Origin of the sequence: Terrabacter tumescens (assembly GCF_014646815.1) — a bacterium.
GTDB classification, from domain to species: domain Bacteria; phylum Actinomycetota; class Actinomycetes; order Actinomycetales; family Dermatophilaceae; genus Terrabacter; species Terrabacter tumescens.
The window spans coordinates 356,801-370,405 of sequence record NZ_BMNZ01000001.1 but is presented as its reverse complement, the minus strand read 5'-3'; the positions used below and the strand labels follow the sequence as shown (position 1 = coordinate 370,405).

Genomic DNA, 13,605 nt, shown 5'->3' with positions numbered 1-13,605 from the left:
GGATTCGTGAAGGTGGGTGTATGCCGTGGGGCTCAGCGGGGTGCGTACGCCTTGGGCAGGCGCATGCCCCGGTCGGCCATGATCTGGCGGACCCGGTTGGGGTAGTCGGTGATGACACCGTCGACGCCGAGGTCGATGAGGGCGCTCACCGTCGCCGGGTCGTCGCAGGTCCACGGGATGACCTTCAGGCCGCGGGCGTGGGCCGACTCGACCATGGCTCGGTCGGGGTAGAAGCGGAAGCCGGGATCGGCCACCGTGCCGTTCTGCGGAAAGCCGTAGTTGGGCGAGAGCGCCGTCAGACCGGGGACGGCGGCCGCGGCCGTCGCGACGTAGTCACCGCCGAAGTCGTCGGCGTCGACGCCACCGAGCCACGGCGACGCGCCGGGCCTGCCGACCTGGAGGAAATCGTAGTTGGTCAGGGCGACGAGCGGCCACGTCGGCGCGAGCCGGTGCATGACGTTGAGCGCGCCCCAGTCGAAGGACTGGATGGTGACCTGGTCCTCGACGCCGGAGGCGTGGATCTCTTCGTAGACCCGGCGCACGAAGAGGTCACGGGGGGCGGTCTGCTCGGGGGCTCCCGCCTCGACCTTGGTCTCGATGTTGAGCGTGACCTGCTTGGCGTCGTAGGCCTTGACGAGGTCGAGGACGTCCTTGAGCTCGACCATCCGGAAGCCGGCGACCCGCTCCTGGTCGGGGAAGCCCGGGAGCTGCTGGTAGCCGCAGTCCATCGACTTCACCTGGGCGAGGGTGAGGTCCTTGATGTACTTGCCGACGTACGGGTACATCGGGTCCCCCGGCGTGACCGGCGTGGTGTCGCGGCACTTCGTCGCGCTGACCTGCCGGTCGTGGTTGACGACGACCTTCTCGTCCTTGGTGACCTGCGTGTCGAGCTCGAGCGTCGTGACACCGAGTCGCATGGCCTTGGCGAAGCCCTCGAGCGACTCCTCGGTGGTCATGCCGATGCCGCCGCGGTGGGCCTGCAGGTCGAAGTGGGTCTTCTGCGGCAGGACGCCGGAGCCGTCACCGGTCTCCCCCGCGGCGGTCGCGGCGGTGGCGGCGGTGGCGGCGGTGGCGGCGGTGGCGGCGGTGGCGGCCTGCCCGAGGGCTCCTGCCGCGAGGGGGCCCGCCAAGGCCAGGCTGATCAGGAGGTGTCGCACACGCATCGGGGGGTCCTCTGCTCGGGGCCGGACTGACCCCTCGACGCTAGGGACCGCTCGCCCCGCCGAGGTGCCCACGACATGGCGCTGCCGTGAACCCTCGCCGAACAGCGACGAAAACGGGACGAACCACCCCCGATTGGCGCTAGAGCACCTGGGAGAGGAAGCGCTGCAGGCGCTCGGTCTCCGGCGCCTCGAACAGCCGGTCGGGGGCTCCGGCCTCGACGACCCGCCCGTGGTCCATGAAGAGCACCTGCTGCGCGACCGATCGGGCGAAGCCCATCTCGTGCGTGACGACGAGCATCGTCATGCCCTCGGCGGCGAGCTCGGCCATCGTGGCTAGGACGCCCTTGACGAGCTCCGGGTCGAGGGCCGAGGTGGCCTCGTCGAAGAGCATGACCTCGGGCTCCATGGCGAGGGCGCGGGCGATGGCGACGCGCTGCTGCTGGCCGCCGGAAAGGTTCCCGGGGCGCACGTCGGCCTTGTGCGCGAGGCCCACGCGGTCGAGGTGGTGCAGGGCCTTCTCGTCCGCCTCGTCCCCGGGCAGGCCCTTGAGCTTGGTCAGACCGAGCGTCACGTTGGCGCGGACGGTCTTGTGCGGGAAGAGGTTGAAGTGCTGGAACACCATGCCGACCCGCTGCCGCAGCACGTCCGGGTTGTCGCGCAGCACGCTCCGCCCGTCGAGCAGCACGTCGCCACGGTCCGGCTCGAGGAGCCGGTTGACGACGCGCAGCAGCGTCGACTTGCCCGAGCCCGAGGGACCGATGACGCAGGCCGTCGTCGCGGCCGGGACCTCGAGGTCCACGCCGCGCAGCACGCGGTTGGCGCCGAAGGCGAGGTGGACGTCACGTGTCGCGACGGCGACGCCGTGGACGGGAGCGGTGGTCATCGGGCCTCCTGGGTCTGGGCGACAGGCGCCTCGACGCGGTCATCGTCCACCCCGTCGCTGCCGTCGCTGCCGTCGGCGCGGCGGCCCTCCCGCAGACGTCGGTCGATGGCGTTGACGGCGTGGGTCAGCGGGACGGTGACGAGAAGGTAGAACAGGCCGGCGAGGACGAGTGCCGACTGGTTGCCGGTGTTGGCGGCTGCGTCCTGCCCGATCCGGAAGAGGTCGCGCTGGCTGGCGAGCAGGCCGAGGAAGTAGACGAGCGAGCTCTCCTTGATGAGCGCGATGAACTGGTTGACGAGCGCCGGCAGGACGCGCCGCACCCCTTGCGGGATGACGACGAGGCGCATGCCCGACGGACGACTGAAGCCGAGCGCCCGCGCCGCCTCGAGCTGCCCGTCGTCGACGCTCTGGATGCCGGACCGGAAGATCTCGCCGATGTAGGCGCTCGCGATGAGCGAGAGCGCGAGGATACCGAGCGGGTAGGGGTTGGGACCCCAGATCTGCAGCCCCACGGGCGACAGGCCGACCCCGATGAGCAGGATCGTCACGGCAGCAGGGAGACCGCGGAAGATGTCGGTGAACACCCTTGCAGGCCAACGCAACCAGCGTCGGTGCGAGAGCCCGGAGACGGCCAGCACCATGCCGAGCACCGTGCCGATGACCGCCGAGGTGAGGGCCAGGATGAGCGTGTTGGGCAGGCCGACGCGGAGCAGCTCCGGCAGGGCCTCGCGCATGGCGCCGAGGTCGAAGAAGGTCTCCCGCAACGTGGTCAGGATGTCCATCCGGCCCTCCTCTCGGTGATGGTGTGGTCTAGGACGGTCGCGTCACTGCGACGCGGTGGAGCCGCTGCCGGGCTCGAAGTCGGCCGGGATCTCGCGGCTGGGGTAGTACTGCTTCTGGAGCTTCGCCCACGTGCCGTCGGCGACGACGGCGTCGATGCCCTTGTCGAGCGCCGCGCGCAGCTTGTCGTTGCCGGGCGCCACGGCATACGCGATGCCGCCCGGGTCGAGCTGCTTGGCCACGGCGAGGACCTTGCCCCCGGACTCGCCGGCCGTCTTCTCACCGATCTCGGCGGGGGTGATCCAGGCGTCGGCGGTGCCGGTGCGCAGCTGGTTCAGCGCTGCGTTGTAGTCGGGAACGCGGACGGGGTTGAGGTTCTCGCGCGTGGCGTAGTCGTCCTGGACCGTGCCCTGGACGACGACGACGCGCTTGCCGGCGAGCTGGTCGAAGGAGGTGATGCTCGAGCCCTTCGGCACGTCGAGGCCGAGGAAGCCGAAGTCGTACTTGTTCGTGAAGTCGACAGTCTTCTTGCGCGCCTCGGTGATGCTGATCGAGGACGAGCCGACGTCGAACTTGCGCGTCTTGACCTGCGCCAGCAGGGAGCTGAACTCGGTCCCGACGAACTCGACCTTGAGGCCGAGCTTGGCGGCGACGGCGGTCAGCAGGTCGTTGTCGAAGCCGGTGAACTTGCCGTCCTTGAGGAAGACGTTCGGCGGTGCGTCCGTCAGGGTGCCCGCCCGGAGCGTCCCGGGCTGCTGGAGGTCGTAGGGGTTGTCCGCCGCACTCTCGGTCGCCGTGGACCCACCGCCGCAGGCTGCGAGCGACAGGGCGACGAGGGCGACGGCGGAGGCGGTGACGGAGCGCGTGAGCAGAGGCATGGGTGAGGTCCTTGGGGTCAGCAGTCGGGCAGGTCGGGCAGGTCAGCAGCTCGGGCAGGTCGGCAGGTCGGCTGCGTCTGGGCATGGCGATGCGCCGGGTGCGCGAGCGTCGCTGCAGGAGGGGGGTGTCCGCGCGCATCGTCGTCGATGCGCGACCGGACGGCCTGACAGGACGAGTGGCGTCGCCGGCACACGTCCTGACCTACAGAACGTTATAGGACGAGTAACGTGAAGTGATAATCGGGTCCACCTCCGCCGGGTCCGCCCAGCAGCGACCATGCGCGGCTGCAGGGCTGAGCTCCGGGAACGGTGCGGATCACCCATCGAGGGGGAATCCGCGCGAGGCCGGGTCCGGCACGCTCGGTGCACCACCCACGCCCCACCGACCCGCCACGAGGAAGCTGAGGCCACCGTGAACCCGGTGCTCGCGTTCGTCATCGTCATGCTCGTCTGGACCGTCAGCGACCTCGTCGCGAAGAAGACGCAGTCGCTGCTGTCCTCGCTCTTCGTCGCCTCGATCATCTTCCTCGTCGGCTTCCTCACCGACGTCTTCCCCGAGGACCTCCTCGCCAGCTCCAGCCTGCTGGCGCTGGCCGGCGTCGTCGTGGGGTTCGTCATCGTGCACCTCGGCACGATGATCAGCCTCGACGACTTCAAGAAGCAGTGGAAGACGCTGCTCGTCGGCATCGCGACCGTCGTCGGCATCGGGCTCACCCTGCTGCTCGCCGGCTTCCTCTTCGGGCCGCGCATCAGCGGCTCCGCAGCCGACGGCTACGCGCAGGCACTCGACTTCGTCATCGCCGGCACCGGCGCCCTGAGCGGTGGGGCGATCTCGGTGCTCATCGTCCAGGAGGCCGCCCTCGGGGTCGGCCTGACGAGCATCGCCGTCTTCCCGGTCCTCATCGCCGCGCTCCAGGGCCTCATCGGCTTCCCCCTCACCTCGATCATCCTGCGGCGCGAGGCGGCCCGGCTCAAGGCCGAGTACCGCGCGGGCAGGCTCGTCCCGGCGGGAGGCGCTGCGTCGGCCGCCGCCGACGACAACCCGTCCACGGGCGCAGCCGCACCCGCGCCAGACACCGCACCCGACCCCACACCCGACCCCGCACCCGAGACGAGGCTGCCGGCCTTCCTGCGCACGACGGCGGGGACGCTCTTCGTCGTCGGGGCCGTGGTCCTCGTCAGCCTCGGGATCAACAACCTCACCGACGGCATCCTCAACACGTTCGTCGTGGCGCTCGTCCTCGGCATCGCCCTCCGGACGGCCGGCATCCTCAGGCCGTCGGTGCTCTCGGGCATCGACGCGTTCGGGCTCATGATGATCGCGGTCATGATCCTCGTCTTCGGTCCGCTCGCCACGGTGAAGCCCTCGGACGTGGCCGCCCTGGCAGGCCCCCTGCTCATCGCGTTCGTCTTCGGCGTCGTCGGGATCACCGGCTTCTCGGCCCTCGTCGGCAAGCTGCTCGGCTACAGCGTGCCGATGTCGGTGGCCATCGGACTCACCTCGCTCTACGGCTTCCCCGGCACGATGATCCTGTCCCAGGAGGCGGCCAAGGGTGCCGGCGAGACGCCAGAGGAGGTCGCGGCCATCGAGCACGAGATCCTGCCGAAGATGATCGTGGCCGGCTTCTCGACCGTGACCATCACCTCCGTCGTCATCACGAGCATCATCGCCGGGCGGATCGGTGGCGGCTGACCCGCCCGTCGGCCGTCTGGCGGCCGGCTGTAGCCGACGGCGCCGCGTCGTCAGCGCATGTTGCCGGTGTGCCCGAGGGAGTAGCGGCCCGGCTGCGGCCAGACGAGGAGGCCGTGCGGACCGGGCCGCACCGGGATCCGGTGCGTGAGCCTCCCGGTGGCGGTGTCGATCACGTAGACGCAGGCGTCGTAGCGTCCCGAGAACCACAGCTCGCGTCCGTTCGCGGTGACCCCGCCCATGTCGGGCGACCCACCTGGTAGGCGCCAGATGGCGAGCCGCCTCAGGTGGACGGCGTCCAGCACGGTGACACTCCCCTCGTCGCGGTTGCTCACGAAGATGCGCTGCGCGTCCCGGGAGGGGTAGATCCCGTGCGCCCCGCGGCCCGTGGGCACGAAGCGCCGCACGGCCAAGGTGGCCGCATCGAGCACCCACACCCCGTTGCGGAGCATGTCCGCCACGAGGAAGGACCGCCCGTCGGGAGCGAGCCGGACGTCCTGCGGCATCGAGCTCGCGCCCGCCGCGAGCATGCCGGCAGGGCCACCCATGGACCGCGCGTGCGCCGGAGACGTCGCCCCGGGTGTCGCGACCCGGTTGAGGTCGACGATGCGGATCACCCGGGTGGCCGACGCGTCGAGGACGGCGAGCTGCCCGCTGAACTCGCAGCTGACGACGACGCGGGTCAGGTCAGCCGTGAAGTCGGCGTGGTTGACCCCCTTGCACGGCACCGGCAACGACCTCTGCAGGTCCATCGTCCGGGCGTCTCGGACGTCGACCCGCCGCAGCCGCTCGGCCATGACGAGGGCGTGCTTCCCGTCAGGTGTGAAGTAGAGGTTGTACGGGTCGCGCACGGGGACGGGGGCGCCCATCCTGCCGGTGCGGGGGTCGATCGGGGTCAGGGCGTTGCCCGCGTCACTGTTGACCCAGAGCCGGCGCAGGTCGTGTGACGGCACCACGTGCTCGGGTGAGCGTGGAACGGCCCGGGTGGAGATGACGGCATACGTCCTCGGGTCGATGATCTGGACGGTCCCGGCGCGCTGGTTCGGCACGTAGACCAGGGGCCGGGCGCGCTCGGCCTCCGCCGACAGGTTCGAGGCCCCGGTGAACGCGTACGGTCCCGAGGGCTCGGACACCGCCCGCCCGGTCGGGCTCGAGGTCGGGCTCGAGGTCGGGCTCGAGGACGGGCTCGGTCCGGAGGTCGTGGTCGTCCCGGACGTGGCGCCCGCGGAGGCGACCGGTTCCAGCGTCGACGGCGCACCCGTCGCGGACGTCTGGGCGACCGAACAGCTCGCGAGCAACGAGGCCACGGCCAGCACGACCACGGCCGCCCGGCCCACGACTGCGGCACGCGAGCACCCCACTCCCCCAAACGTGCCCGTCATGCGAGGAGCTCGGTGACCGTGACCGCACGGAGTCCGCGTGTCCGCAGACCGGAGAGTATGCCGGGCAGCGCGGCCACCGTGCCGGCGTGACCCAGGTGGAGGCTGACGATGCTCCCGGCGCCGACCGCCGCGAGCGTGCGGTCCCGCACCACGCTGGCGCCGGGGTCGAGGAAGTCCTGTGGGTCGACGTCGTAGGAGATGCACCGCTGGTAGCCCGCGGCGCGGGCCGCTGCCCGGATGACCGCCGTGCTCGTCGGAGTCCCCGAGGGACGGAACAGCAGGCCGGCGGATCCTCTGACCGAAGCCACCTCGGCGGCGCCTCGGCTGACCTCCGTCTCGGCCTCGGCCGCCGTCAGCCGCCGCATCGGCTGGTGGCTCCACGTGTGGTTGCCCAGGTCGTGTCCCTCCGCCAGGATCGCCCGCCCGAGAGCCGGGTTCGCCCGCAGCCACTGGCCGACGGCGAAGACGGTGAGGTGGGCGCCGTGCGCGCGGGCCACGGCGAGCACGGCCGACGTGCGCGCCGCGGGGCCGGCCCCGTGGAAGGTGAGTGCGACCGCCGGGACGTCCCGCGGTCCGGAGCCGATGTCCGCTCCCGCCGACGCCAGGACCGACTGCCGTCCCGGCGTCGGGGACGTCGTGGTCCCCGTCGTTCCCCGGGGCTCACTGCCGGTGGTCGTGGGGCCCGGCGGGGCCGCCAGCCCTGTCGCAGCACTCGTCCCGACCGGTCCCCCGGTCGTCGGCGTCCCCGGCCCTCCTGACGTTCCCGGCGCCCCTGACGTCCCGGCGGGAGAGCACGCCGCGACACCCAGGGCGCCGATGACGCCGGCGGCGGCAGCGAGCACGGTGCGGCGGGATGCCGCGTGGCCGGCGGAGTCGCCCTCGGATGCGGAGGCGTCTGCAGGGGCAGGCAGCTCGCTGGCGTCCGGCCCGTCGGGCACGGCGGTGTCCGGTTGCGGATCCGTCATCCCGGCCGTCCGGTCGAGTGGCCGACACGAGCTCGCGCCGGCACCGACAGCGGCGAGACCGACGCCTGCCGCTGGTGGTCTCGACCCCGTGGCTCGGCCGAGGCGACGCGACGGTCGTCGAGGACGAGGGCGAGGGGTGTCTGCCCGGCGCCCCGACCCCACGGGTCGTCGGCGAACATCTGCTCCAGACGGGCGACGGCGGTCGCTGCGTCCGTGCCGAGGACGGTGCACCCGCGATCGTCCGCGTCGACCACGACCGTGCCGCAGAACGTGGCGGCGAGCTCGTCCGGCAGGGCCTGACGAAGGGCCTTGCTGAGTAGGGCTGCCACGGCTGCGGGGTCCTTGGGGGCGAGCCTGATCGACGTGTTGGCTGCGCGTGCGGAACCCTGATTCGGTCCGTCGACGGCGCGCTCGTCTCTGCCCGCCACGATGCTGCCGACCACGGTGTCGAAGAGGCCACGGCGCCCCACCAGTCGTCCCGCGGCATCCGCCGCCGCGGCGGTGAGCAGGCGGGGCAGGCCCACCTCGTCGATCGCGAGCTGCATCGCGAAGGGCGAACCGAAACCGACGCCTGCACCAGTGCGGGTGGCGTGCCGGCTGAGCAGCCGCGCGATGCGGGTCACCGGGATGTCCCAGACGTCGAACGTCCGGTGCTGCGTCGTGGCCACGACCTCCCCGGAGACGAACACGTACCACCGCCGGGACCGGGCCCCGGCCGGTCGCTCGTCCCCCAGCACGTCGAGGTACGCGGTGACGTGCTCGACGACGAGGCTCGTCAGGTCGTCCTGGTCGGTGACGCGGGGCGCGCCGACCAGGTGCTGGCGCGCCAGCGAGCCGTCGGAGAGCACGAGGTCGACCCCCGTGCCGCGGCTGGTCCCGAGCGTGGAAACCGTTGCGGGCCGGGCCGACTCGTCAGGCTCGGGTCGTGGGTCGATGAACTCGCGCAGCCAGAGCTCGAGGTTGAGGATGCGCCAGAAGGCCATCGAATCCAGCGACCCTCGGCCGCTCAGCCACAGGTCGAACGCGCTGAGCACCTCCGCCTGGTCGAAGTACGGGCGGCGCGAGAACGACTCCGACAGGAACACCCGGTAGATCTGCTCGCGCTGCTCGTGGAACCACTCGTTCTGCGGCGTGGTGAACCCGATCTTGTTGCGGCGCCGCGTGATCGACGGCGGCAGGACGTCCTGCTCCGCGTCCCGCAGGACAGCCTTGTTCCAGCCCCCACTGATGATGGCGTCGTCGGGCATGGCGAAGACGGTGCGCACCAGCTGCGGGTCGAGGAAGGGCACGCGCCCCTCGACGGAGAAGCGCATGGAGTTGCGGTCCTCGTAGCGCAGCAGCGCCGGAAGGGACGCGACGAAGAGGTCGTGGACGAGCCGGTGGCGCAGGTCCGCCCCGGCCACGGCATAGCTGTCGTCGGCGTGGTCCGCGACGAACTCCGGTCGCAGCAGCTCGCCGAAGGATCCACCGCCACGGATGCGGGTCCGCAGCCGCGCCCGCACCACGGTGCCCAGCACGTCACGGGTGGCGAACGCCTCGGCGATGCCCGCCCGGCGGTCGCGTGCCAGCAGGTCGCGCAGGTGCGTCACGGTCTGGGGCACGTAGCCGGCGAGCATCTCGTCGGCGCCCTGCCCGTCGAGCATGACGGTGACGTGACGGCTCGCCTCCTTCATGACCCGGTACTGCGCGTACGGCCCCGTCGAGACGACCGGCTCCTCCTGCGTCCGCACGAAGTCGGCCAGGTCGGCGAACATCTCGTCGGACGTGGGCCGCACGCGGTGCGACTCGACCCGGTCCGAGCAGGCGGCGACCGCGTCGTCGACCCAGCGCTCCTCGTCGTTGCGGTAGCCCGAGAAGACCGCCGAGAAGGTCTGCTGACGGTGACCGACGGCCACGGCCGAGTCGTCGTGCGCAGTGAGCAGCCGGTCGATGCCGACGGCGATCGCCGAGCTGTCGAGGCCGCCGGACAGGGAGGTGCCCACGGGCACGTCGGCGCGCAGCCGCAGCGCGATGGACTCCTTGAGCCCCTCTCGCATCGCAGCGACGGTCTCGGGACCCGCGCCGGTGGCCGGCGGACGGGTCGCGACGAGATCCTGCTGCAGGGTGGCGAACTGGCGCCGTTCGAGACCGCGCGCGCTGATCGTGGCCATCTCCCCCGGCAGCAGCCGCTCGATGCCCTCGAAGAAGGTCGACGCCCCGTCGTCGTGCACCCGGTGGCGCAGGTAGCGGTAGATCGTGCGCTCGTCGGGCGCCGGGTCCCGCAGGCCGGTGGCGAGGATCGGCTTGATCTCGCTCGCGAAGAGCCACGCCTCGCCGGTCCCGCCCGACCCGCCCGCGCCGTCGTCCTGAGGCGTCACCCGGCTGAGGTGCAGCGGCTTGATCCCGAAGTGGTCGCGGGCCAGGGTCAGGGTCTGCTCGTCGCGGTCCCAGACGGCGAGGGCGAACATCCCGTTGAACCGGTCGAAGGCGTCGGCCCCCCACGCGGCATACGCCTGCAGCACGACCTCGGTGTCGCTCTGCGTCACGAACGTGCGCGACTCCGCCTCGAGCTGGGCGCGCAGCGCCCGGTAGTTGTAGACCTCGCCGTTGTACGCGAGGACGAAGCGCCCGTCGGCCGTGGCCATGGGCTGACGCCCGCCCTCACGGTCGATGATCGACAGGCGCTGGTGGGCCAGACCGACGGGACCGTCCACGAAAGTGCCCTGGTCGTCCGGTCCGCGGTGCCGCTGCGCCGCGCCCATCCGCTCGAGCAGCCCACGGTCCGGGCCGAGGCCGAAGTAGCCGGCGATGCCGCACACGGGCAGTCCCTCCCCCAACGTTTGTCTGACCGGCCATGTCTGACAGACGCGCCTGAAAGGACGCTGGGCGCAGGCCGCACGCTGGCCGGGCCCCACCAGTTTCCCAGCGTGCGCCGGACCTCGCCGGCCTTCGGTGGACCCTGGGTATGTGTCGCTCGTGACCCTTCCTACCGTCGCCTCGTCCGCCGCGACCGCGGAGCCGTCGTGATGGTGCGGCCCGTGCGCCTGGCTGACGAACCACAGGGCGACGAGACCGTCGAGGCGGTGCTCGCCGACCTCGACCCGCACGCCGATCCGCTCACCGCACTCGCGCTCGTACAGCGCCACCCGAGCGCCTTCCCGCTGCCCGGGCGCGGCGAGACCGCTGCGTTGTGGACCTCACTCGCGTCGGTCGCCGCCGTGAGCCTGACGGCCGCCCGCGCCGTCGAGCCGCACCTCGACGCGCTGTCGATCCTCGCCGAGGCACGCTCGGCCGGCCACGCGGTCCCGGACACCACCGAGGCGGCGACGTGGGGCGTCTTCGCGGCGGAGGGACCCGGGGTGCGGCTGACCGCGACGGACGACGGGGCCGACGGCGCCCTCGGTGCGCGTCTCGACGGCACCAAGCCGTGGTGCTCGCTCGCGGGCACCCTCTCGCACGCCCTCGTCACCGCGTGGGACGGGGAGACGACGCGGAGGTTGTATGCCGTCCCGCTGGGTCAGGACAACGGCGTGACGGTCCAGCCTGCGGCGTGGTTCGCCCGCGGCCTCCCGACGGTGATGAGCGGACCCGTGGCGTTCGAGCACAGCAGGGCCGCCCCCGTCGGGCCGACCGGGTGGTACCTCGAGAGGCCCGGGTTCGCCTGGGGCGCCATGGGGGTCGCGGCGATCTGGTTCGGTGGCGCGGTCGGGGTCGCGCGCCGGCTCGTCGGCGGCGGACGTGAGCCCGACCAGATCGCGCAGATGCATCTCGGCGCGGTCGATGCCGCTCTCTGGGCGGCGAGGGCGACGCTGGCCGACGCAGCGGTGCGCGTCGACGACGGGCGGGCGACCGGGCCCGACGGCTCGGCGCTCGCGCTCCGCGTCCGCCACGTCGTGGCCCGGGCCGCGGAGACGGTGCTCGAACGCGTCGGCCACGCGACCGGCCCCGCGCCGCTCGCCCTCGAGGACGACCACGCCGGACGGGTGGCGGACCTCCAGCTCTACCTCCGCCAGGAGCATGCCGAGCGTGACGAGGCGGCCCTCGGGCGACTCCTGCTCGACGGCGACCGGACCGGACCGCCGTGGTGACGGCACCCGGTAGTCCGGCCCGGGACTTCACCCATTCCGAGGCCGGCACCCCCGAGGCCCGCTGGCGCGAGAGTCCCGAGTGGGATCACGCGGTCCGCGTGGGTCGCCCGGCCGAGACCGGCGTTCGGCGCCTGATCGTCGTGGCGGCCCACCCGGACGACGAGACGCTGGGCGCCGGCGGTCTCATCCACCAGACGGCGCGGGACGGCCGCGAGGTCGTCGTCGTGCTGCTGACGGACGGCGAGGGATCGCACCCAGGGTCGCCCTCGACGAGTCCGGATGACTTGGCCCGGCTCCGGGTCGAGGAGTCCCGCGCAGCCCTGCGCCGCCTGGCCCCGGACGGGACGCTGCAGCGGCTGGGCCTGCCCGACGGGTCGGTCCACGACCACGCGGACGCCGTCGTGACGGCCCTCGTCGACGTCGTCGGGGAGGACGGCGGCAGCACGCTGCTCGTGGCTCCCTGGCGCGCCGACGGCCACTCCGACCACGACGCCGCCGGGCGCGCGGCGGCCGTGGCCGCGTGGCGCACCGACGCGACGCTGTGGGAGTACCCCGTCTGGCTCTGGCACTGGTGCGAGCCGGCGCAGGCGCCGTGGGCCGACCTCCAGGTGCTGCCCCTGCCCGACGAGGCGCGAGCGGCGAAGGACGCGGCCGTGGCCCTGCACCGGACCCAGGTGGCTCCGCTCTCGGACGCCGCAGGAGACGAGGCCGTGCTCCACGATGGCATGCTCGAGCACTTCCGCCGGGACGTCGAGGTTTACCTCCGGCTCGGGCCCGTGCGCGACGACACCCTGGAGCGACTCCACGACTCGGCCGACGACCCGTGGGAGGTGCGCACGAGCTGGTACGAGCAGCGCAAGCGGAACGTCACCCTGGCCGCGCTCCCCCGTCGCCGCTACTCACGCGCCCTCGAGGTCGGCGGCTCAGTCGGAGCGCTCGCCGCAGAGCTGTCCCGGCGGTGCGACCGGCTCACCGTCGTCGACGAGAGCGCCAGCGCGACCCGTGCCGCGCGGCAGCTCCTCGACTCGGCGGATGGCGTCGGCGCGGTGTCCGTCGAGCAGCGGCGCGTCCCCGAGGAGTGGCCGGACGGCCGCTTCGACCTCGTCGTCGTCTCCGAGGTGGGCTACTTCCTCAGCCCGAAACGCCTGCGGCAGCTGGTCGCTCGCGTCGAGGCCTCGTTGGACGAGGACGGTGCGGTCGTGCTCTGCCACTGGCGGCACCCGGTGCGCGGCTGGCCACTCGACGGGGCACGCGTGCACGAGATCTGGCGCGATGCCTCCCGGACGCCCGTCGTCGTGACGCACGTCGAGGACGACTTCCGGCTGGACGTGCTCTCCCGCACCGCGGCGCACCGGGCGGGGTCGTCGTGAGCGCCGCTGCACCAACCGGAGACCTGACGCACGTGCACGTCGTCGTACCCGCCAACGACGAGGAGGAGCTGCTGCCCCGCACGCTCTCGACGCTCGACGCCGCCGTGGCCGAGCTCCGCCGCGCGCGCCCGGCCATCGCGGTGGACGTGACGCTGGTGCTCGACGCGTGCACCGACGGGTCGCGTGACGTCGCCCGTCGACACGCGGACGTGCGCTTCGTCGAGGTGGGCTGTCGCAACGTCGGTGCCGCTCGGGCGCAGGGCGTCGCGTCCGCGACGGACTGGGTGCCGGCCACGGAGCGCGGTCGCCACTGGGTGGCCAACACCGACGCGGACTGCGCCGTCCCCGCCGACTGGCTCGTGCGCCAGGCGATCCTGGCCGATGCCGGGGTGGACCTCGTGACCGGCACGGTCGAGCCCGACCACCA

11 protein-coding genes and 1 pseudogene are annotated in these 13,605 nt (G+C 72.5%); 5 read left to right on the top strand and 7 right to left on the bottom strand.

Going from position 1 to position 13,605, the window contains the following annotated elements; translation table 11 throughout:
- Nucleotides 1-32: 32 nt before the first annotated feature.
- The 4 genes from IEY30_RS01745 to IEY30_RS01730 form a co-directional block, all read right to left on the bottom strand.
- Nucleotides 33-1,163: a glycerophosphodiester phosphodiesterase family protein gene (locus tag IEY30_RS01745; protein WP_030146387.1), complete on the bottom strand. Its 1,131-nt coding sequence runs from the start codon at nucleotides 1,161-1,163 to the stop codon at nucleotides 33-35.
- 139 nt (nucleotides 1,164-1,302) lie between these two features.
- Complete coding sequence (locus IEY30_RS01740) at nucleotides 1,303-2,046, bottom strand: amino acid ABC transporter ATP-binding protein (protein WP_030146388.1); 744 nt, start codon at nucleotides 2,044-2,046, stop codon at nucleotides 1,303-1,305.
- On the bottom strand, nucleotides 2,043-2,828 hold the full coding sequence (locus tag IEY30_RS01735; protein ID WP_030146389.1) for an amino acid ABC transporter permease: 786 nt from the start codon (nucleotides 2,826-2,828) through the stop codon (nucleotides 2,043-2,045). Before IEY30_RS01735 ends, IEY30_RS01740 begins: the two co-directional genes overlap by 4 nt.
- A gap of 42 nt (nucleotides 2,829-2,870) precedes the next feature.
- A complete protein-coding gene (locus IEY30_RS01730) occupies nucleotides 2,871-3,704 on the bottom strand; it encodes an ABC transporter substrate-binding protein (RefSeq protein ID WP_030146390.1) in 834 nt (277 codons plus the stop codon).
- A 412-nt stretch (nucleotides 3,705-4,116) separates the two neighbouring features.
- On the opposite strand from IEY30_RS01730, the gene IEY30_RS01725 reads away from it, so the two are divergent.
- Entirely contained in the window at nucleotides 4,117-5,397 is a 1,281-nt protein-coding gene (locus IEY30_RS01725) for a hypothetical protein (protein ID WP_030146391.1), read from the top strand.
- 50 nt (nucleotides 5,398-5,447) lie between these two features.
- Here the strand turns inward: IEY30_RS01725 and IEY30_RS01720 are convergent, their stop codons facing one another.
- Nucleotides 5,448-6,527 carry a YncE family protein gene (locus tag IEY30_RS01720; protein ID WP_229674788.1) on the bottom strand — a complete coding sequence of 360 codons (1,080 nt, stop codon included), beginning with the start codon at nucleotides 6,525-6,527 and terminating at the stop codon, nucleotides 5,448-5,450.
- Between IEY30_RS01720 and IEY30_RS21725 the strand changes: the two genes are divergently transcribed.
- Entirely contained in the window at nucleotides 6,496-6,792 is a 297-nt protein-coding gene (locus IEY30_RS21725) for a hypothetical protein (protein ID WP_229674787.1), read from the top strand. The two genes, IEY30_RS01720 and IEY30_RS21725, sit on opposite strands and share 32 nt — an antisense overlap.
- Here IEY30_RS21725 and IEY30_RS21720 read toward each other — a convergent pair.
- Complete coding sequence (locus IEY30_RS21720) at nucleotides 6,773-7,741, bottom strand: polysaccharide deacetylase family protein (protein ID WP_229674786.1); 969 nt, start codon at nucleotides 7,739-7,741, stop codon at nucleotides 6,773-6,775. The genes IEY30_RS21725 and IEY30_RS21720 overlap by 20 nt on opposite strands.
- Nucleotides 7,738-10,539, bottom strand: a complete 2,802-nt coding sequence (gene asnB / locus IEY30_RS01710; protein ID WP_081920262.1) for an asparagine synthase (glutamine-hydrolyzing) — start codon at nucleotides 10,537-10,539, stop codon at nucleotides 7,738-7,740. Before asnB ends, IEY30_RS21720 begins: the two co-directional genes overlap by 4 nt.
- 219 nt (nucleotides 10,540-10,758) lie before the next feature.
- On the opposite strand from asnB, the gene IEY30_RS01705 reads away from it, so the two are divergent.
- From IEY30_RS01705 to IEY30_RS22220, 3 genes and pseudogenes are all read left to right on the top strand, one after another.
- A complete protein-coding gene (locus tag IEY30_RS01705; RefSeq protein WP_188960083.1) occupies nucleotides 10,759-11,808 on the top strand; it encodes an acyl-CoA dehydrogenase family protein in 1,050 nt (349 codons plus the stop codon).
- Nucleotides 11,802-13,178 carry a bifunctional PIG-L family deacetylase/class I SAM-dependent methyltransferase gene (locus IEY30_RS01700; RefSeq protein ID WP_156035046.1) on the top strand — a complete coding sequence of 459 codons (1,377 nt, stop codon included), beginning with the start codon at nucleotides 11,802-11,804 and terminating at the stop codon, nucleotides 13,176-13,178. The genes IEY30_RS01705 and IEY30_RS01700 overlap by 7 nt, the downstream gene beginning before the upstream one ends.
- A pseudogene (locus IEY30_RS22220) lies at nucleotides 13,175-13,603 on the top strand (glycosyltransferase family 2 protein); the annotation flags it as partial. The gene IEY30_RS01700 and the pseudogene IEY30_RS22220, both read left to right, overlap by 4 nt.
- Nucleotides 13,604-13,605 lie beyond the last annotated feature (2 nt).

What these genes read in the sequence shown, in the direction of transcription:
- IEY30_RS21720 (WP_229674786.1), bottom strand. Translation starts at nt 7,741, where the DNA reads ATGACGGATCCGCAACCGGACACCGCCGTGCCCGACGGGCCGGACGCC.
- IEY30_RS01745 (WP_030146387.1), bottom strand. Translation starts at nt 1,163, where the DNA reads ATGCGTGTGCGACACCTCCTGATCAGCCTGGCCTTGGCGGGCCCCCTC.
- IEY30_RS01730 (WP_030146390.1), bottom strand. Translation starts at nt 3,704, where the DNA reads ATGCCTCTGCTCACGCGCTCCGTCACCGCCTCCGCCGTCGCCCTCGTC.
- IEY30_RS01740 (WP_030146388.1), bottom strand. Translation starts at nt 2,046, where the DNA reads ATGACCACCGCTCCCGTCCACGGCGTCGCCGTCGCGACACGTGACGTC.
- IEY30_RS01735 (WP_030146389.1), bottom strand. Translation starts at nt 2,828, where the DNA reads ATGGACATCCTGACCACGTTGCGGGAGACCTTCTTCGACCTCGGCGCC.